General features: G+C 67.8%; 18 protein-coding genes and 1 tRNA gene. 9 read left to right on the top strand and 10 right to left on the bottom strand.

Annotated elements, in window-relative coordinates:
- The 5 genes from AC3EF3_RS18475 (at position 1) to AC3EF3_RS18455 (ending at position 6,224) form a co-directional block, all read left to right on the top strand.
- On the top strand, positions 1 to 2,268 hold the full coding sequence (locus tag AC3EF3_RS18475; RefSeq protein WP_488533825.1) for a sensor histidine kinase: 2,268 nt from the start codon (positions 1 to 3) through the stop codon (positions 2,266 to 2,268).
- A gap of 32 nt (positions 2,269 to 2,300) precedes the next feature.
- Positions 2,301 to 2,993 (top strand): response regulator, encoded by a 693-nt coding sequence (locus AC3EF3_RS18470; protein WP_488533605.1) that lies wholly within the window; start codon positions 2,301 to 2,303, stop codon positions 2,991 to 2,993.
- A 17-nt stretch (positions 2,994 to 3,010) separates the two neighbouring features.
- Positions 3,011 to 3,086, top strand: a tRNA-Phe gene (locus tag AC3EF3_RS18465).
- 93 nt (positions 3,087 to 3,179) lie between these two features.
- Entirely contained in the window at positions 3,180 to 4,262 is a 1,083-nt protein-coding gene (locus tag AC3EF3_RS18460; RefSeq protein ID WP_488533604.1) for a hypothetical protein, read from the top strand.
- An 837-nt stretch (positions 4,263 to 5,099) separates the two neighbouring features.
- Positions 5,100 to 6,224: an ATP-binding protein gene (locus tag AC3EF3_RS18455; RefSeq protein ID WP_488533603.1), complete on the top strand. Its 1,125-nt coding sequence runs from the start codon at positions 5,100 to 5,102 to the stop codon at positions 6,222 to 6,224.
- Positions 6,225 to 6,237: 13 nt separating this feature from the next.
- Here the strand turns inward: AC3EF3_RS18455 and AC3EF3_RS18450 are convergent, their stop codons facing one another.
- Entirely contained in the window at positions 6,238 to 6,867 is a 630-nt protein-coding gene (locus AC3EF3_RS18450) for an Hsp20/alpha crystallin family protein (protein WP_488533602.1), read from the bottom strand.
- A 274-nt stretch (positions 6,868 to 7,141) separates the two neighbouring features.
- Positions 7,142 to 7,522: a cupin domain-containing protein gene (locus tag AC3EF3_RS18445; RefSeq protein ID WP_488533601.1), complete on the bottom strand. Its 381-nt coding sequence runs from the start codon at positions 7,520 to 7,522 to the stop codon at positions 7,142 to 7,144.
- 298 nt (positions 7,523 to 7,820) lie between these two features.
- Between AC3EF3_RS18445 and AC3EF3_RS18440 the strand changes: the two genes are divergently transcribed.
- From AC3EF3_RS18440 to AC3EF3_RS18425, 4 genes are all read left to right on the top strand, one after another.
- Positions 7,821 to 8,747 (top strand): tetratricopeptide repeat protein, encoded by a 927-nt coding sequence (locus tag AC3EF3_RS18440; RefSeq protein WP_488533600.1) that lies wholly within the window; start codon positions 7,821 to 7,823, stop codon positions 8,745 to 8,747.
- A 96-nt stretch (positions 8,748 to 8,843) separates the two neighbouring features.
- Complete coding sequence (locus AC3EF3_RS18435; protein WP_488533599.1) at positions 8,844 to 9,047, top strand: hypothetical protein; 204 nt, start codon at positions 8,844 to 8,846, stop codon at positions 9,045 to 9,047.
- Positions 9,044 to 9,220 (top strand): hypothetical protein, encoded by a 177-nt coding sequence (locus AC3EF3_RS18430; RefSeq protein ID WP_488533598.1) that lies wholly within the window; start codon positions 9,044 to 9,046, stop codon positions 9,218 to 9,220. Before AC3EF3_RS18435 ends, AC3EF3_RS18430 begins: the two co-directional genes overlap by 4 nt.
- Positions 9,221 to 9,269: 49 nt before the next feature.
- Entirely contained in the window at positions 9,270 to 9,905 is a 636-nt protein-coding gene (locus AC3EF3_RS18425; protein WP_488533597.1) for a LysE family translocator, read from the top strand.
- On the opposite strand, the gene gspE is transcribed toward AC3EF3_RS18425, so the two are convergent.
- From gspE to gspI, 8 genes are all read right to left on the bottom strand, one after another.
- On the bottom strand, positions 9,906 to 11,318 hold the full coding sequence (gene gspE, locus AC3EF3_RS18420; protein WP_488533596.1) for a type II secretion system ATPase GspE: 1,413 nt from the start codon (positions 11,316 to 11,318) through the stop codon (positions 9,906 to 9,908).
- A 9-nt stretch (positions 11,319 to 11,327) separates the two neighbouring features.
- Positions 11,328 to 13,532, bottom strand: a complete 2,205-nt coding sequence (gene gspD / locus AC3EF3_RS18415) for a type II secretion system secretin GspD (RefSeq protein ID WP_488533595.1) — start codon at positions 13,530 to 13,532, stop codon at positions 11,328 to 11,330.
- A 4-nt stretch (positions 13,533 to 13,536) separates the two neighbouring features.
- The gene (gene gspN, locus AC3EF3_RS18410; RefSeq protein WP_488533594.1) at positions 13,537 to 14,331 is read right to left on the bottom strand and encodes a type II secretion system protein N; all 795 of its coding nucleotides are present in this window, start codon (positions 14,329 to 14,331) and stop codon (positions 13,537 to 13,539) included.
- A 1-nt stretch (position 14,332) separates the two neighbouring features.
- Positions 14,333 to 14,818, bottom strand: coding sequence for a type II secretion system protein M (locus AC3EF3_RS18405; protein WP_488533593.1), 486 nt, complete (start codon positions 14,816 to 14,818; stop codon positions 14,333 to 14,335).
- On the bottom strand, positions 14,815 to 16,023 hold the full coding sequence (gene gspL / locus AC3EF3_RS18400) for a type II secretion system protein GspL (RefSeq protein WP_488533592.1): 1,209 nt from the start codon (positions 16,021 to 16,023) through the stop codon (positions 14,815 to 14,817). Before gspL ends, AC3EF3_RS18405 begins: the two co-directional genes overlap by 4 nt.
- 25 nt (positions 16,024 to 16,048) lie before the next feature.
- Complete coding sequence (gene gspK / locus AC3EF3_RS18395) at positions 16,049 to 17,074, bottom strand: type II secretion system minor pseudopilin GspK (RefSeq protein ID WP_488533591.1); 1,026 nt, start codon at positions 17,072 to 17,074, stop codon at positions 16,049 to 16,051.
- On the bottom strand, positions 17,071 to 17,751 hold the full coding sequence (locus AC3EF3_RS18390; protein WP_488533590.1) for a PulJ/GspJ family protein: 681 nt from the start codon (positions 17,749 to 17,751) through the stop codon (positions 17,071 to 17,073). Before AC3EF3_RS18390 ends, gspK begins: the two co-directional genes overlap by 4 nt.
- 89 nt (positions 17,752 to 17,840) lie before the next feature.
- Positions 17,841 to 18,200 carry a type II secretion system minor pseudopilin GspI gene (gene gspI, locus AC3EF3_RS18385; RefSeq protein WP_488533589.1) on the bottom strand — a complete coding sequence of 120 codons (360 nt, stop codon included), beginning with the start codon at positions 18,198 to 18,200 and terminating at the stop codon, positions 17,841 to 17,843.

The raw sequence follows: 18,200 nt of genomic DNA, 5'->3' as shown, positions 1-18,200 counted from the left end.
ATGCCCGCGCCGTCGCGCGCGCTGCTTCGCAACTCCAAGGCCGTGCGCTGGGCCGTGGGCATCGGCGCCACCATCATGGTGGCCATCGCGATCGTGCTGCTCTTCCTGCTCACGCTCGCCACCAACAACCGCGAACTGTACGAGCGCAACTACGGGCGCCTGTTCATCATCAATGTGGTGGTGGCCGGCGTGCTGCTGCTGGTCATCCTGTGGGTCGCGCTGCGGCTTGTCGCGCGCGTGCGGCGCGGCAAGTTCGGCAGCCGCCTGCTGGTCAAGCTGGCGGCGATCTTCGGGCTGGTGGGGTTCGTGCCGGGCCTTCTGATCTACGTCGTGTCCTACCAGTTCGTCTCGCGTTCGATCGAGAGCTGGTTCGACGTGAAGGTCGAAGGGGCGCTGGACGCCGGCCTGAACCTCGGCCGCGTGACGCTCGACGCGCTCGCCAACGACCTCGCGGCCAAGACCCGCAATGCCGCCTTGCAGCTGGCCGAAGTGCCCGACACGTCCGCCGCGGTCACGCTCGATCGGCTGCGCGAGCAGCTGCCGGCCAACGACGTCATCCTGTGGAGCGGCACGGGCCAGTTGATCGCGAGCGCCGGCCAGTCGCGCTTCCAGCTCAATCCCGAGCGGCCGACGCCGCAGCAGCTGCGCACCGTGCGCCAGCAGCGATCCATGGCCTTCGTCGAGGGCCTGGATGAACCCGCGCCAGGCGGCGGCGCCAACGCGCGCATCAAGGCCCTGGCGATCGCGGCGCAGCCCACCACGGGCACGCTGGGCGAGCCGCGCGTGCTGCAGGTGACGCAGGCACTGCCGCCGACGCTGGTGGCGAACGCGATCGCCGTGCAGGAGGCCTACCGCGAGTACCAGGAGCGTGCGCTGGCCCGCGAGGGCCTCAAGCGCATGTACATCGGCACGCTCACACTGAGCCTGTTCCTCGCCGTGATCGGCGCCGTGCTGCTGGCGATCATCCTGGGCAACCAGCTCGCGCGGCCGCTGCTGCTGCTGGCCGCCGGTGTGCGCGAAGTGGCGGCGGGCGACCTCAGTCCCAAGCCGGCGCTGCAGGGACGCGACGAGCTGGGCGGCCTCACGCGGTCCTTCGCCGAGATGACGCAGCAGCTCGCCGATGCGCGCGCCGCGGTGGAAAAGAGCATGGGCCAGGTGAGCGCCGCGCGCGCCAACCTGCAGACCATCCTGGACAACCTCACCGCCGGCGTCATCGTGCTCGACGAGGAAGGGCGCGTGCTCAGCTCGAACCCCGGCGCGACGCGCATCCTGCGCGTGCCGCTCGCCGCGTGGGAAGGCCAGCCGCTCGCGTCGCTGGAAGGCCTACAGGCCTTCGGGCAGTGGGTGCAGGAGCGCTTCGACGAGTACATGAACGATCGCAAGCTGCATGGGCTCGACCACTGGCAGCAGTCGTTCGAGCTCAACGCGGGGGCGGCCGGATCGCCCCAGCACATCGTGACGCTGGTGGCCCGCGGCGCCGAGATGCCCGCGCATTCGGGAGGAAGCAGTGCGCGCCTGCTGGTGTTCGACGACATCTCGGAGATCGTTTCGGCCCAGCGCGCGCAGGCCTGGGGCGAGGTGGCGCGGCGCCTCGCGCACGAGATCAAGAACCCGCTCACGCCGATCCAGCTCTCGGCCGAGCGGCTCGAGATGAAGCTGGAAGGCAAGGTCGGCGAGACCGAGCGCGCGATGGTCACGAAGTCCGTGCGCACGATCGTCGACCAGGTCGATGCCATGAAGCGCCTGGTAAACGAGTTCCGCGACTACGCGCGGCTGCCGGCGGCGGAACTGAAGCCGGTCGACCTCAATGCCCTGGTCGGCGACGTCGTCGCGCTCTATGCGCGCGAAGGCGGCCAGGCGGATGGCGCGGCCCACGTGCCGGTGCACGCGCAGCTCGATGCCCGCTGCCCGAACATCATGGGCGACGCGCAGCAGCTGCGCCAGGTGATCCACAACCTGCTGCAGAACGCGCAGGACGCGACCGAGGGCTCCGCGGTGCGCGAGGTGACGATCCGCACCGAATGGCATCCGCAATCGCGGCGCGTGCGCCTGGTGGTGCAGGACACGGGCGCGGGCTTTCCCGACCACATCCTCAAACGCGCTTTCGAGCCGTACGTCACGACCAAGGCGAAGGGCACCGGCCTCGGCCTGGCGGTCGTGAAAAAAATTGCGGATGAGCACTCGGCGCGCGTGGACCTGCGCAATCGCGTGGATGACGGTGCGGTGCGGGGTGCTCAAGTGTCGCTATCATTCGCAGTTGCGGCCTAGCAACACGGCTGCGTAGGGACGCTGGCAGACACATGGCAAATATCTTGGTGGTCGACGACGAACTGGGCATCCGCGACCTGCTCTCGGAAATCCTCAACGACGAAGGCCACAACGTCGAGCTGGCGGAAAACGCCGCACAAGCCCGCAGCGCCCGCATGCGCTCGCGCCCCGACCTCGTGCTCCTGGACATCTGGATGCCGGACACCGACGGCGTCACGCTGCTGAAGGAGTGGTCCACCACCGCCATGCTCACCATGCCGGTGATCATGATGAGCGGCCACGCCACGATCGAGACGGCCGTGGAAGCGACCAAGATCGGCGCGCACTCGTTCCTTGAAAAGCCGATCACGATGCAGAAGCTGCTCAAGGCGGTGGGAGCGGCGCTCACGCGCGGCAACGGCCCGGCGGCGCTGCGCAAGCCGGGCATCGCCGGCGTGGCGGCGCCGCCCGCGGTGGAACTCACGGTCGAAGCGGCCATGACCGGCGGGCAAAGCCTGCCGCCGGTGGTGGAGATGGGCCCGCAGGCGCGCCAGGTGTTCGAGCTGGACAAGCCGCTGCGCGACGCCCGCGACGAGTTCGAAAAGAGCTACTTCGAGTTCCACCTCGCGAAGGAGGGCGGCTCGATGACGCGCGTGGCCGAAAAGACCGGCCTGGAGCGCACCCACCTCTATCGCAAGCTCAAGCAGCTGGGCGTGGACCTCTCCAGGGGCAAGCGGGGCGGCTGATATAATCGCCGGCTCACGGCCCGGTAGCTCAGTTGGTAGAGCAGCGGATTGAAAATCCGCGTGTCGGTGGTTCGATTCCGCCCCAGGCCACCAGCATTCATGCGCCTCGGCAGCCCATCAGGCTTCCGGGGCGTTTCTACAAATCCCGATTGATTTCTACAATCCGGCAGTACGGAGGGTAGGCCAATGGACCCGTTCTTTGCGAGTGAATACGGACAGAAATTGTTGAGCAAGGCAATTGCTGTCCTGGAAACGCCTGGAAAAAGCTTGACGGTAAGCGAAAAGGTGGGGCAGCTGCTGCAAGCCCTCCGCATTGTCAAAGCAAATTCGGCTGACATCGACAAAGGAGCGCCGTTCAGCCTTGGGCGAATTGGCCGGCAGTTTCAGCTATTCGTAGACACCATCGAGGCCACGTCTCCCGAAGATCGCGCAGGAGCAGTAGATACTCTCTACTCGTGGCTATACCGAATCATTCTCGAATACGACCTGACTCTACCGAAAAACACCGACTTGTCCTTTGAGTTGAGTGGCTTTCTGGCATTCGCGCGGACCAACCGAAGCGAGTTCTCGAGCGATGCACAAGAAAACCTGCGCTATGCCGATCAGTGGATGCCTATCGGGGTCATGCGAGATCTTCTGGGCAACGACGCAGTAGCCAATCTCCGCAACATTAAGGAGTACTCAGGAACAGTTGACGCGCGGGTCAACGCTTGGGAATCCACGCTGCTCGCTCAATCGCAGCGTGCTACAGACCTCGAAAAGGCGCTCAGCCGTTATGAGCAAGGCTTCAACTTCGTTGGGTTGCACCAAGGCTTTGATGATCTGTCTAGAGCGAAGAAGGTCGAACTAAATTGGTTGCGCGCTAGTATGGGGATCACGGGCGTTCTCGCACTGCTTCCAGTCAGCGTCGAAATCGGCCTCGTATATTCTCATCTGGCGACACTCGACACCGTCAGATGGGGACTAATCGCGAGCGCCGTTCCGGTGGTCACCCTCACGCTGCTTTTGATCTACTTTTTCCGGCTCGCGGTGCGTAGCGCCGACGCCGCGAAATCGCAGCTCCTGCAGATCGAACTTCGGAAGACACTGTGCCGCTTCATTCAGAGTTATGTGGACTACGCGCGGCAGCTTAAAAAAGAAGGCACCGAACCGCTCGCCAAATTCGAGAGCATCGTTTTTTCCGGCATCGTATCTACGGAAGAGAAGATTCCGGCAACCTTCGACGGCATGGATCAGATCACCGGATTGCTCAAGGCAGCAAAGGGCTAGCGGAGTGGCTTCACCAAGTCTCCGCGCCGGTTGCGAACGTAATGCTCCGTCATGTCCCGATTCTTATGCGCGAGCAACTTCTGCGAGTGGGCGAGGTCGCCGGTATCGGTCGCGGCCTTTGCACGAAGGTCGCGGAACTGAAATTCCACGCCTGCGAGCTTCTTCGCCTTTTCGAAACGATTGCGTAGCACAGTAAGCGTGAGCGGCTGCGTGTACCCCAGACCGTTTTTCAACGACCGAACTTTCGGCGGTACAACTTGGGGTTGCTCAGCGACCTTCAGGTCAAGGCGGCAGAGCGGCGCGACAGGAATACATGCCCTCGGCCGGCGAGGGCCTCTACCTCCGCGTCCGCTACAGCGCTGCTGGCGAGTTTGCATGCTAATTCATCGTGCTGCGATGGATCGCGGTTGTAGATGAGCTAGCACAACGCCAAGTCGCAGCTCACGACGAGCTACTGCATGTCCGGTGCAGTCGCACACGCGTATACGCAAGTGGCGCACTCGAGACCGATTTCTTTGCTCTTCAAATGAGCCCTGAAGCACCAGCGCATGCCGCACAGGCGCTGCACCTCATCCAGGTGGCGGAGCCTGTCCGGATCGAAATCCATGAGAAGCAAGGAAGAACGCGAGCCACAGCGCACAGTGCGCCACGAGGGAGCGCCACATGCCGGCAAGTCGAACAGTACGCCGCCCCTGCGAAGCGAGCGACGTTCGGAGTTTCGTGTGTCGGATGATCAGCGAACCGGTCGCGGGGTGGACTCCGCCTGGTCTCGGATGAGCATGCTCGAGCGGCGAAAGCGCATGTGGACCCGCGTGCGACGCGACGAGGATGTCTGAGGTGGCCAAAGACCTTTCCGAGTTGCTCGAACTCGCCTTGCCGGCGCTGAAGGACTACGCTTTGATCCTCATGGACCCGCAGGGCATGATCGTCGGCTGGCTTGCGGGTTCGGAACAGGTGCTCGGCTATGAATCTGCCGAGATCATTGGCAAGCCCTTGTCGACCGTCTTCGTCGCGGAGGACGTGGACAGAGGCATTCCCGAATACGAACTTGAAGTCGCCCGGCACCGCGGAACCGCACAGGATGATCGCTGGCATCTGCGCAAGGACGGCACCCGCATCTGGGTGAGCGGCACGCTCACGGCGCTCACCGATGCGTCCGGTATCCGGGGGTTTGTGAAAGTCGTGCGCGACCGCACCGATGCTCGCATGGGCGCTGAAGCGCGCAGCAACCGGCTTGCGGCGGTTGAAGCCGCGTTCGAGTCCACCCGCCAGTTCCTCCGCACACTCGGCCACGAACTGCGCAACCCGCTGGGCGCAATCAAGAACATCGCCTACATCCTCGGTCGATCGGACAGCGACCAACTCAAGGGCTTCTCGGGAATCATCGGCAACCAGCTGGGAATACTGGAGCGGCTCGCCTCCGACTTGATGGAAGTCTCGCGCCTCGAGCAGCATCAGGTGCTGCTCAAATTCGAAGACGTGGACGCGGCCACTCTCGTCAGGGACGAGTCTGGCGCACGTCAATATGACGCTGCCGAAAAGGAGATTGCGCTCGAGACCATTCTTCCCGCCCACCCGGTGCTCATGCGCGCGGACCGCGACCGGCTGCGTCAGGCGATCGGGAACCTGCTGGCCAACGCCCTGAAGTACACGCCCCGAGGAGGCACCGTATGGGTGAAGGCCATGGAGGTGTCGGACGAGATCCTCATTCGGGTGCAAGACACGGGTATCGGCATCGCGCCCGACGTTCTCCCGCAGATCTTCGAGCTATTCACGCAGGAACCGCGCGCGCGCGAACTGGCTCCCGGCGGTCTTGGCATCGGACTGGCGATCGTGCGTGAGATCGCAGGCATGCACGGTGGGACGGTGGAAGCTCGAAGCGGCGGCGTTGGCAAGGGCGCGGAGTTCACGATCCGGCTCCCGCGCGAGCCCGCATTGGGGCCCGTGCACGATCCTGAATAGCGCGCAGGGTCCGCTACTTGATTTCGATGCTCCGGCTCTGCGAAGGCGGCCGCTTCGGAGCATCGAAGCTCACCTCCAGCACTCCGTCCTTGAAGTTCGCCTGGGCGGTCGCTGGATCGACGCCTTCGGGCAGAGGCACGGTGCGGTAGAAGCTGCCATAGCTGCGCTCGCTGTGCCAGTAGCCGCCCTTGTCCCGCTCGCCTTCCTCATGCTGTGACTGCCGCTCTCCGGAAATCACGAGCTGATCCTGCTCGACATTGAGCTTGATGTCTTCCTTTCGCATGCCAGGCAGATCCGCATGCACGTGCAACTTGCCATCACGCTCGAAGACTTCGAGTTGCGGCATCCACATCTGCTGGCCACCGCGCGCGCCTGCCGATAGGTTCCGGCCGCGTCCCCAGAGCTGTCCCCACAATCGATCCACATCTTCGTCGAGCTGCCGCATGAGGTCGAACGGATTGCGGACGGGCCAAAGCGATGGCAGACCAGAGCGCGAGCGTGTGGCGAGGCCGCCCTGCTGCGAACTGCCGGGAGAGTACTGATCCTGCTGACCCGAGGAAGATCGTCCGCCGCCCTGTTGCTGCGACGACGGTGTCGAGGCGCCGGGCTGCTGCTGATCGCGTGTCTTGTCCTTGGTGTCCATTGAGTGCTCCTTCCGAGGAACCACGAACATGTTCGGGCCGCCTCGATAGGGCGTATGTCCGAACGACACGGACAACCGCTGTCCACGGGACTCCTACGGAGCCCGAAATGGCACAGCTTCGGTGATGTCTCGAACGTGTATCCCAGCAGAGGACGAATTGGAAAAGTGAGTGGTGGCGCGGGTTGCGGCAGGTTTTGAGAATCCGCCCCAGGCCGCCAGACCCCAAACGCTTCCGCGCCTCATGGCCCGGAGGCGTTTTTCCATGCGGCGCGCCTTACGTCTTCGGTTTCGCGTACACGTCCGCGCTCATCACCTCGATCCCCACGAACGGTTCGTCGCCCTCGACCCAGGCGTCGTGTCCTGGCGGGATCGTGTACGACTCGCCGGCGCTGATGGTCTTCTCGGTGCCGTCCTTCATGTGGACCTTGATGCGTCCCGACACGACATGGCCCACGTGCGAGAGCTGGCAGTAGTCGGTCTTCACGACCGGCTTGATGCATTCCGACCACCGCCAGCCGGGCTGGAAGATGAACCTGCCGATCGTGTAGCCCTCGAGCTTGTTGACCTCGACCCGGGTCTTGTCGGGCGCGCGGACCTCGTCGGGCGAGTCGTGCGATTTCACTTCGAAGTTGGTGACGGCCACTGGAGTAGTCATGTTCGCCTCCGTATCAACAGGTCGCGACCGGCGACCGCGGCTGCCCTGCCAAGGACGAGCTCGGGCGCTGTGGACGCCGCGCCCGAGTCCCGGCTCGGGTCACTATAGGTAGCGGCCGCGGCTTGTACAAACCGGTGCGACAGGCGCTGCCTTAATCCCCGCTTCAGAATCGGCGCGCACAGTGGCTTCCTCTTGCAGCCGAGCCATCGTGTCCTACGCACCGGGGCGGCCCGTCCTGACTGGCGGGCGGCCTTGAAGCGCAGAGCATCGGGCTCATATTCCTGTCCAGAGGAAAGCCATGAACATTTCGTCCCGATTGCTGGCCGTGCTGGCGGCCTTCGCACTTGCCCTGTTCGCGGTCGGCGCGAACGCGCAGGACAGGCAAGGGTCGGCGGAGCCGACGCTCGCGCAGATCTACCAGGCCGCCAACGGCGGGCAGCTGGAGCGCGCCGACGCGATGATCGCGCAGGTGCTGAAGGAGCATCCGAACAGCGCGAAGGCGCATTACGTGAAGGCGGAACTCGCCGCGCGCGAGCGCAAGTTCGACGTGGCGCGCGACGAGCTCGCCACAGCCGAGAAGATCGCCCCCGGCCTGCCGTTCGCGAAAGCCGAATCGGTACAGGCCTTGCGCAACCAGCTTGCCAGCGCATCGAATGCCGGCACGAGCGTCACGACCACCACGGCGGCGCCGCGCCCGGCCGCGGCGCCGCAGCCTGCGCCTGCGCAGCGCAGCTTCCCCTGGGGCACGCTCGCCCTGGTCGCATTCATCGTGATCGTCGGCATCGCCTTCCTGCGTCGCCGTCAAGCGGCGCTGGCCGGCGGCGGCTACGGCGGCGCCTATGGCAACACGAGCGCCGCACCCTACGGGCAGACCGGCTACGGACCGGCCTATCCGCCGGGCGGCGGTGCCGGCGTTCCGCCCGGCTACGGCCCCCAGCAGCCGTCGATGGGCTCCTCGATCGGGCGCGGGCTCGCCACCGGTGTGGCCATCGGCGCGGGGGCACTCGCGGCCGAGGAAATTGGGCGCCGCATGTTCGGTCATGAAGCGAACGCCGCGACACCCGTGCCGCACGACCTGGGCAACGCACCGACGCTCGATCAGATCGACGAAGGCATGCGCCACAACCTCAACACCGACATGGGCGGCGACAACTTCGGCATCGCCGATGGCGGATGGGACGATGGTGGCGGCGCCGATCTCGGCGGCGGCGACTGGGACACCTGAGCCTCGTCGTAGGACGGCGGCGGACAGCGGATCGCGCGCTGCGCCAGCAGTCACGCGGCCCAGCCTTCCAATAATGGGATCGAAAGGACTGCCGCCATGCCAGACGACTCCACACCCCTGGGCGATGCGATGACGCACCGCTTCAACGACCAGAAGATTCCCCAACCCAAGCAGGGCGAGCGCGAACCCAAATCGGAGAAGCTCGACATCTCCAAACGCCCGCCGTTGCCGGACCATCGCCAGCCGGCCGCGTCGCAAGGGGGCCGCCCACCGAGCCGGGAGCGCGGAGTGCCTCGATGAGCCCCGACGTGCCCGCGCCGGAATCGGTGCCGCCGGTCGACAACCCCGACGAGAAGCCGAACCAGAAACGCGACGACCCGAAGCCGCAGGCGCCGCCCGCGGACGACGAGCCGGGACGCCGCTACATCCCGATCGACCTGCCGGGCCGCGAGCACGCCCCCGAACGCGTCTGAATCACCTCCTGCCAGGAGCTGACACGCATCCTTGCGTACAGTCGCGCCCATGGATACGGGCGCGCCTCTCTGGCTGTTTTTCCTCATGGTGCTGGGCATCGTCGCCCTGCCGGGCATGGACATGGCGTTCGTCGTCGGCAGTTCCTTGCGCGGCGGCTTCATCGCGGGGCTGCTCGCCCTGGCGGGCATCATGGCGGGCGCGGTGTTCCATTTCGCGGCCACGGGCCTGGGCCTCGGGCTGGTGCTGCAGTGGTGGCCCGGTCTCTTCAACCTGCTGCTGGTCGCAGGCGCCGCCTACCTGGTGTGGATCGGCGTGTCGATCTGGCGCAGCGATCTCGCGTCGGGTGCGCCGCAGCCGCGCACCGGGTCCAGCCCTTCGGCCACCTTCCGCCAGGGCCTGCTCACGAGCGTGCTGAATCCCAAGGCCTATGTCTTCGTGCTCGCGGTGTTCCCGCAGTTCATGCGCTCGGGCGCGCGGCCATTGTGGCTGCAGATGCTCTTCATGGGCCTGATCGTGTGGGGCGTGCAGGCCGGAATCTACGGGCCGCTCGCGCTGGCGGCCGGCCGCACGGGCACCGGCTTCCAGGCGCGACCGCGCCTGCGCCAGTTCATCGTGCGTGCGACCGCGTGCGTGCTGGTAGCCGGCGCGGTCGCCACCGCGATCGAGGGCTGGCGGCCGCTGTGATCAGTCGCGCGTGACGCGCAGCAGTTCTTCGCGCGAGGTGATGCCTTCGCGCACGAGCCGCTCGCCGTCCTCGCGCATCAGCGCCATGCCTTCGGCCAGTGCGGCCTCGCGGATGTCGGCCTCGGCGCCGCGGTTGTGGATCAACTCGCGGATGCGGTCGTTCACCACCATCAGCTCGAACACGCCGGTGCGGCCCTGGTAGCCGGTGAAGCCGCACTGGTCGCAGCCCTTGGCCGTCCAGGCGCCACTGCCCGGCACGCGGCAATGCGGGCACAGCTTGCGCACCAGCCGCTGCGCGAGCACGCCCAGCAGCGAGGAGCTCAGAAGGAAAGGCTCGACGCCCATGTCGATCATGCGCGTGACGGTGCTGGGGGCGTCGTTGGTGTGCACGGTGGCCAGCACCAGGTGGCCCGTGAGCGAGGCCTGGATCGCGATCTGCGCCGTCTCGTAGTCGCGGATCTCGCCGATCATGATCACGTCCGGGTCTTGCCGCAGGATTGCGCGCAAGGCCTTGGCGAAGTCGAGGTCGATACGCGCGTTGACCTGCGTCTGGCCGATGCCGGGCAGCTCGTACTCGATCGGGTCTTCCACCGTCATGATGTTGCTGGATCCGGCGTCCATGCGCGACAGCGCGGCATACAGCGTCGTCGTCTTGCCCGAACCGGTGGGGCCGGTGACGAGGATGATGCCGTGCGGCTGCGTGATCAGCGCTTCGAAGCGCGTGAGCGTGTCGCCGGTCATGCCGACCGACTCGAGATTGAGCTTGCTCTCGCTCTTGTCCAGCAGGCGCAGCACCGCGCGCTCGCCGTGCGCGCTGGGCAGCGTGGAGACGCGCACGTCGACCGCGCGCGTGCCGATGCGCAGCGAGATGCGGCCGTCCTGCGGCAGGCGCTTCTCGGCGATGTCGAGCTCGGCCATGATCTTCAGGCGCGAGATCAGCGCCGCGTGCAGCGCGCGATTGGGCTGCACCACCTCGCGCAGTGTGCCGTCCACGCGGAAGCGCACGCTCGAGTGGCGCTCGTACGGCTCGATGTGGATGTCGCTCGCGCCGTCGCGCGCGGCCTGTGTCAGCAGCGCGTTGAGCATGCGGATGATGGGCGCGTCGTCGCTGGTCTCCAGCAGGTCCTCGACCGCGGGCAGCTCCTGCATCATGCGCGAGAGGTCGGCATCGTTTTGCACCTCGCTCACGATGGTCGCGGCGCTCGATTCGCCCTGCGAATAGGCGCCGCTGATGCGCTGCGCAAGCTGCGTCGCGTCGAGCTGCTGCAGGGTGCGAACGCCGTACTTGCGCACCACCTCCGACAGCGCCGACGTCGAGGGCTGCGCTCCGTGCCACAGCACGAGCTGGGTGCCGTCGTCCTCCAGCAATAACTGGTTGCCGCGCGCGAACGCGTAGGGAAGCGGGTAGCGCATCGCCGGAATCTAGCGCCCTAGCGGGGCGGGAACGGCGGGGATGCCGGTACCAGGTGCCGGCGCGGGCGCGGACGCACCGGGCGTCGGCGCGGGAGCCGCGGGCAGCGGCGTGCCCGTGGCCGGCGGAACCAGCGGACCGCCGTTGATCGGCGTCAGGATACTCTTGGCCGGCTGCGCCTCGATCTGGTTGCCGCGCATCAGCTCGTAGCGGTCCAGCGACAGCAGCTCGGTCTGGTCCGCGTCGCGCAGCACCACGGGACGCAGGAACACCATCAGGTTCTGCTTCTGGCGGCTGCGGCCCCTGGACTTGAACAGTTCGCCGACCACGGGCACGTCGCCCAGCACGGGCACCTTCTGCTCGCTCTCGCTGTAGGTGTCCTTCAGCAGCCCGCCGAGCACGACGATCTGCCCATCCTGCACCAGGACGCTGGTTTCGATCGAGCTCTTGTCCGTCGTGATGCCCTGCGCCGAATTCACCGTCGAGGCGACGACACTGGACACTTCCTGGAAGATCTGCAACCGGATGGTCCCGTTCTCGCTGATTTGCGGACGCACGCGCAGCGTCAGGCCGACGTCCTTGCGTTCGATGGTCTGGAACGGGTTCACGGAGCCGTTGGTCGCGCCGGTGTTGGTGAACTGGCCGGTGACGAAGGGCACGTTCTGGCCGACAACGATTTTCGCTTCCTCGTTATCCAGCGTGAGCAGGTTGGGCGTGGACAGCACATTGCCGGCGTCGTTGGACTGCAGGAAGTTCACGATCGAGGTGAGGACGAAGTGGCCCGCGATCTTGCTCACGGTCCCGAAGTTGATGCCCGTCGCGGGCAGCACGCTGCCCACCGTGCCGTTCTGTGTCGCCAGATTGAGGAGGTTCTGTCCGCCCACCGAGAAGTTGGTGCCCAGCACGCCGACCGTGCCGTTGCTCGTGCTGTTGAGCGGCGTCTGCCACTGGATGCCGAACTGCGCGGCCTTGTCGTCGTTCACCTGCGCGATCAGGCCCTCGATGTAGACCTGCGCGCGGCGCGAATCGAGCCTTTCGATCACGGCGCGGATCTGGCGGTACTGCGGCTCGGGCGCGGTGATGATCAGCGCGTTGGTCGCCGGGTCGGCCTGGATCTGGCCGCCGGTCTGCACCTGCGCGACGGGCGTCGTCGGTGCGGTGGCTGCGCTGCTCGCGCCGCCGGCGGCAGTGGAGGTCGGGGCCGGCGTCGCGGCCGGTGCGGCGGCGGCGGCCGTGCCGCCCGCGGCCGGGGTGCCGCCGGTCGCCGGGCCCATGGCGGCCAGCGCGGCACGCAGCGTGACGGCCAGGCGCGTCGCCTCCGCGTTCTTCAGGTAGACGACCCAGATGTTGCCGGTCTCGGTGCCGCCGGGCTGGTCGAGCTTTTGCACGAGCGATCGCACCAGGCTCAGACGCGCGGGGTTGGCCGCGCGCACCAGCAGCGAGTTGCTGCGCGTCTCGGGCACGATCGTCGTGCGGAACGAGCCGTCGCCCGCGGCCGCGCCCGCGGCGGGCGGCGCGCCGGGCGCGCCGGTGCCGCTCGAATCGACCAGCCGTTGCACGACGGGCGCGATGTCCGAGGCGAGGCCGTGCTGCAGCGGGATCACGTCGACGTCGGTCGCGTTCGAGACGTCCAGCGCCGCGATGATGCGGGCGATGCGCTGCAGGTTGTCGGCATAGTCCGTGATCACGAGCGAGTTGTTCGTCGGGTTCACGTTGATGGTGTTGTTCGGGCTGATCAGCGGCCGCAGGATCGGCACCAGGTTGCCCGCGGGCTCGTAATTGAGGCGGAAGATCTGCGTGACGATCTGGCCGCCGCCCGAGGGCGCACCGGCGGACACGGCGCCGCCCTGCAGCTTCGCGTCGGCTTCGGGCACCAGCTTGAGGATGCCGCCCGAATCGACGACGGTGAAGCCGGACAGGCGCAGCGCCGCGAGGAACTGGTTGTAGGCCACCTGCGGCGGCACGGGCCGCTCGGTGCTCAAGGTGATCGTGCCCTTCACGCGCGGGTCGACCACGATGTTGCGGCCGGTGATGGCCGCCATCGTGCGCGCCACCGCCTCGATGTCGGCGTTGACGAAGTTCAAGGTCACCGGCTCGCGCGACGCGCGGGCCCGCTGCTGCGACTGCTGCGCGAAGCCCGGGCCGGCCGCGACGAGCGCGCAGGCGAGGGCGAGGACCGCGGGACGCGTGAGGCTGGAGCGCGATGGTCGTTTCATCTTCTTATCCGATCGAGATGATGGAGCGGGGGCCGCTGCGGCGCCCGATGATGTTGAGCAGGTTCGACAGCTGCTCCTCCCTGTCGGGCGCCGCCGTCGCGACGCCGCTGAAATGCAGCCGCGAGCCCACCCACTGCCCCGATCCGCTCAATTGCAGGCTGCCTTCGAGCGTCTCCAGCTGCAGGTTCGGTGTCGCGCCTCCGCTGACCGTGATGCGATAGCTGCCCATGGGTCTCAAGGTCGAAAGGCGCGACGACATGCGCTGCGCCTGCAATTCCGCCCGCCCCGCGAGGGCCAGCCGGCCTTCGATCCATTCTACTGAAAGCCCCTGCGTGGAAAGGACCAAATCGCCATCGAGTTGAAGCGTGTTCCAGGGCGTGCCCAGTCCCGCGAGCAAGGATGAGGGCCACCGGCTGCGCGCGTCCGCGATGTCGACGGCGGTGCTGCGCCAGCCGGGGCGCACGTGCAATTCGAGCGGCTGCGGCGTGCAGCATGCGGTAGTCACCCGCAAGAGGAAGCCGTTCCAGCGCGGGCGAACGTGCCAGTCGACCGGCGTGGGCAACGCGAGTTCGTCGGTGCTGCCTTGGCCGCCGGTCAGCCGCAGGTTCGCGGTGCCGTTCCACAGCGACCCGCGCGCATCCATGAGCAGCACGCGCCCGCCGGTCGAAGCCTCGATCCGCGCGGCCACCCAGCTCGCCGGAATGAAGAGGACCAACGCGAGCAGCAGGCCGACCAGCGTGCCGCCGACGGCCCAGGACCAGGGGCTGCGCGCGCGGGCGAGGGCGGCGGGCGTTGCCACCTCAGCTGCGAGGCAGGGCGAGCACCAGGCTGCCGTCCCAGGTGCCGCCGCTGTTGCGGACGAGGTGCGCCTCCGCCGGCAGCGTATGGGCCGCGGTGCGCGCCTGCGCCAGCCACTGCGCGAGCGTGTCGGCCGGCGTGCCGGCCAGCGTGACCGTCACGCGGTCGCCCGCGACGACCATCCGCGCGGAGGTGCCCAGGCGCTGGCGCACCGAGAGCTCGAGCTGGCGCATCGCTTCGTCGCGATTCTGCTTGGGCTGGGCGCGCATGGCCTGCGCCTGCTGCTGCAACGCGGCCATGCGCTGCAGCTGCGCGTCGAGCGTGCGGCGCTGCGCCTCCGCGGAGCGCAGCGTGGACAGCGCCGGCCCGATGAAGAGCAGCCACACGATCGCCAGCGCGACGATGGCGAGCCCCCCGGCCACCATCACCTTCTCACGCGGGACGAGCGCGGCCCAGCGCGCGCGCAGGGCTTCCAGCTGCGCGTTCATGGCTGCAGCTCCTGCGTGACGACCAGCGCGTCGCCGCTCGGGGTCGCGTTGTAGCCGCGCGCCTTCATCGCGGCCGCGACATTGCGGGCTTCGTCCGCGCCCAGCGCCAGGCCCTTCACGCGCATTTCGCCGTTGGCATAGTCGATGCCCGCCGCGGCCTTCTGCGACGGCAGAGCGATGGCGAGCGCGCCCAGCATCGCTTCGAGGTCGCGCCCCGACGTCGCGCCGGTCGCCTGGCGCAACGCCGCGACCTCCCGTTCCATCTGCACCGGCGCATCGACGACGACCTTCACGTTGGGGAAAGTCTGCGTCAGCGTGCGTTGCATCGCTTCGCGCTTCGTGTCCAGGGTCGAGCGCTCGCGCCATGCCCAGGCGTTCAGGCCGACGAGATTCAGCGCGACCAGCAGCACGGCGCCCCAGCGCGCCGGCCGCCATTCGGGGGCGGACAGCACGTCGGCCCACAAGGTCGCGAAGCGCTTGTACGCGCGTGCGCCGCCGGAGCTGGAGAGGTCGAACTGCGCCAGGTCCCAGTCGGACTGCGCGGCGCGTACCCAGCGCTCGGGCGACTGCTGCAGCACGGGCGGGTGCTGCAGCACCTGCTCGGCCAGCTGCGCCACCGCCGGCTCGGCGATGCACGCCGTGTCCTCGGGCAGCGAAGGCAGCAGCGCCAGCGCCGCGGTGGACAGCGGCAGCGCCGTCACGCCTTCGCGCGTCGCCGCGACGAGCAGGGCATCCTGCGCGGTGCCCAGCGCGTACAAGGCGGGCGCTTCCTGCGGGGCGAACTCCGGCACGATGCGCGTCACCGGCCGCCCGCTGCTTTCCAGCAACTGCAGCGCGCCATTGAGCCATTCGCGGTTGCAGGTGGCGACCCAGACTTGCGACTCGGCGCGGGCCTGCGGCTGCAGCGCGAAGTGCAGGGTCTCGGGCTCATCGAGCAGGCGGTCTTCGAGCAGGCCTTCGAGCACGGCGCGCAGGCGCGGCGAGCGCGGCGTGACACCCTTGGGCAGTTCGATGCGATGCCACGAGAGCATCGTCACCGGCACGATGGCCACGACCTCGCTGCCGGCCCGCACCGACGCAGGCAGCACCGACGCCTGCGCGGCGCCGTGGCGCGTGACGCTGGCGCCGTCGTTCGACAAGGCGTACGCGAACTCGGTCGCAGGGCTGACCGGATGCGGCGGGATGACGACGATCAGGGCGGCCATGGGTCGGTCATTGTAAGAGTCGGTTTCACCGCTGTGTGGCCGCCAGTTGCGACAGCTCCGTCGGGTCGGCGGCGCCGCGCTCGCGCCTGAGCACCGTGACGGTGGTGCCCTGCCGCCAGGTGATCGAGCGCTCTTCCACGACGAGCTTGTCCAGCCGCAGCCGGGCACGGACCTCGAAGTAGCTGCTGCGCACGTCCAGCTGGCTGGCCCAGTTCTGGCTGAGCGTCGCGCCGCCCAGATGGCTCTGGATGTCGGCCGGCAGCCGGAAATACGAAGCATTGCGCACCTGCACCAGACGCTGCGCATCCGACAGGTCCATACCTCCGGCGGCGGCGATCACTTCCGCGGCCGCCGTGTTGGCATTGACCGCCGTGTGCACCCGCGTCATGCCCGGCGGCACGGGAAGCAGCGTGACGTAAGGCTCCAGCACGGCGACGGTCTGCGCGCTCAGGCCCAGCCAGACCAGCTCCGACACGCGCTGCGGCCAAAGGGGAGCGGCGTCGGGGGTGGGGCTGACCTGCCCGGCCGAGACGGCGAACCGCAGGTTCTCGACCAGCCGGGCCAGCTCCGCCTCAGGCAGTCCCAGCAAGTCGAACAGGCGGGCGAACGCCTCCACGTCCGGATCGCTCACCGCGCCGTCGGCCTTGATGAGGTTGTTCACGTTCATCATCGATTGCAGGTCGACGATCTGGCCCGAGAGAAACGCGTCCATCACATCGGGACTGAGGTCCCCGGTCGCGTTGTTCCTGTCCGCGGCCAGGAAGCTGGAGAGCCGCGCCTCCTGCAAGGGGACGGCCCAGGGCTCGCCCAGATGGTCGGCGCGCCCGCTGCCGGCGCCCATCTGGTCCTCGCGCAACAGCAGCCGCGCCCAGTCGAGCGCGCCAGCGAGGATCCAGCCGGATTGCACCCGGGCGCGCTCGGCGGTCTCGACCTCGACGCTGCGCCATTGCTGCCACAGTGCCGCCGCGGCGAACGTCGCGACGAGTGCCACCGTCAGCATGGCGATGAGGATCGCCGCGCCGCGTTGCCGGAGCTGCCCGATGCGCGTCATGAGGTCTTCCCGCCGACCTGCGGCCGCACCCAGTCGCGCGTGATCACGCCGCTCACCGCGCGGCCCGGCGGCAGCGAAAGCACGATGCGCACGCCGTCGGGCAGCAGGATGCCGCTCGCCGCGGTGTTCTGCTGCCCACCGGCGGCGACGATGCTGGTAGTGGTGACATCGCTGGACTGCGGGTTGGTCCAGGCGTTCTCGCGGAAATAGAAGATCTGCCAGTTGTCCAGGGGCGTGATCGCCGCGGCCCGCGCGTCATTCCCCTGGTTCTGTGCCCACAGGTCGGCGCTCTGCCACGCCCGCTCGAGGTCGCCGCGCGTGGTGACGGGCGCCGATTGCCAGCGCTGCCAGGTGCTCGCGCCATTCGCCTCGCGGCGCGCCCAGCCGACGACCAGCACGCCATCGGTCGGCGACGCGGTGCTGCGGCGCGTGAGGCGCAGCACGCGGCCGTTCCATTCGAGCGCCTTCATGCCGGGCAGCTGTTCGAGCGCCTCGAGGTCGGCCGTCCATTGGGCCAGCCCGACCTGCAAGGTGAGCACCTCGTCGCTGCGTGCTTCGGTGGTGGATTGCGCGCGCACCATGCCGTCCAGCCCGCGCCACGAGAGCGCGGCGAGCATCGCCAGCACGAACAGTGCGACCAGCAGTTCGACCAGGGTGAAGCCGCGCGCCCGCCGCATGTCAGCCTCCGCACGGCCGCCCGAAGGAGGCTGAGGCCCCTCGGGGGGGCAGCGCACTACACGAAGTGAGAAGCGTGGGGGTCAACATCTCAGTACCGTCCCACGATGGTCGACAGGCGCAGGACTCCCGAGCTGCCCTCGACCACCTGCGCGTCGACACGGCGAAAGCTCGGGTTGGGGGTCGGGCGCACCGAGACGTTCACGATGAACTCGCGCCCGGCCTGCACGCAGGCCACCGTGGAGTCGCCGATGTCGGGCATCTGCCTGGCCAGTCGCGCCTTCACCAGCTCGTTCTCCGCGCACACATGCGCGAGCAGCACCGTGGACTGGCGCAAGGCGTTGTTCGTCAAGGCGCTGGTCGCCTGCAAGCCCGCGGCCAGTGCGATCGCGATGATCGCGAGCGCCACCAGCACCTCGACCAGCGTGAAGCCGCGGGCGCGTGCGCTCAC

The organism is Ramlibacter sp. GS1-15, assembly GCF_057785015.1.
Note: the sequence above shows the minus strand (reverse complement) of the source record. Positions and strands in the feature narration are given on the sequence as shown.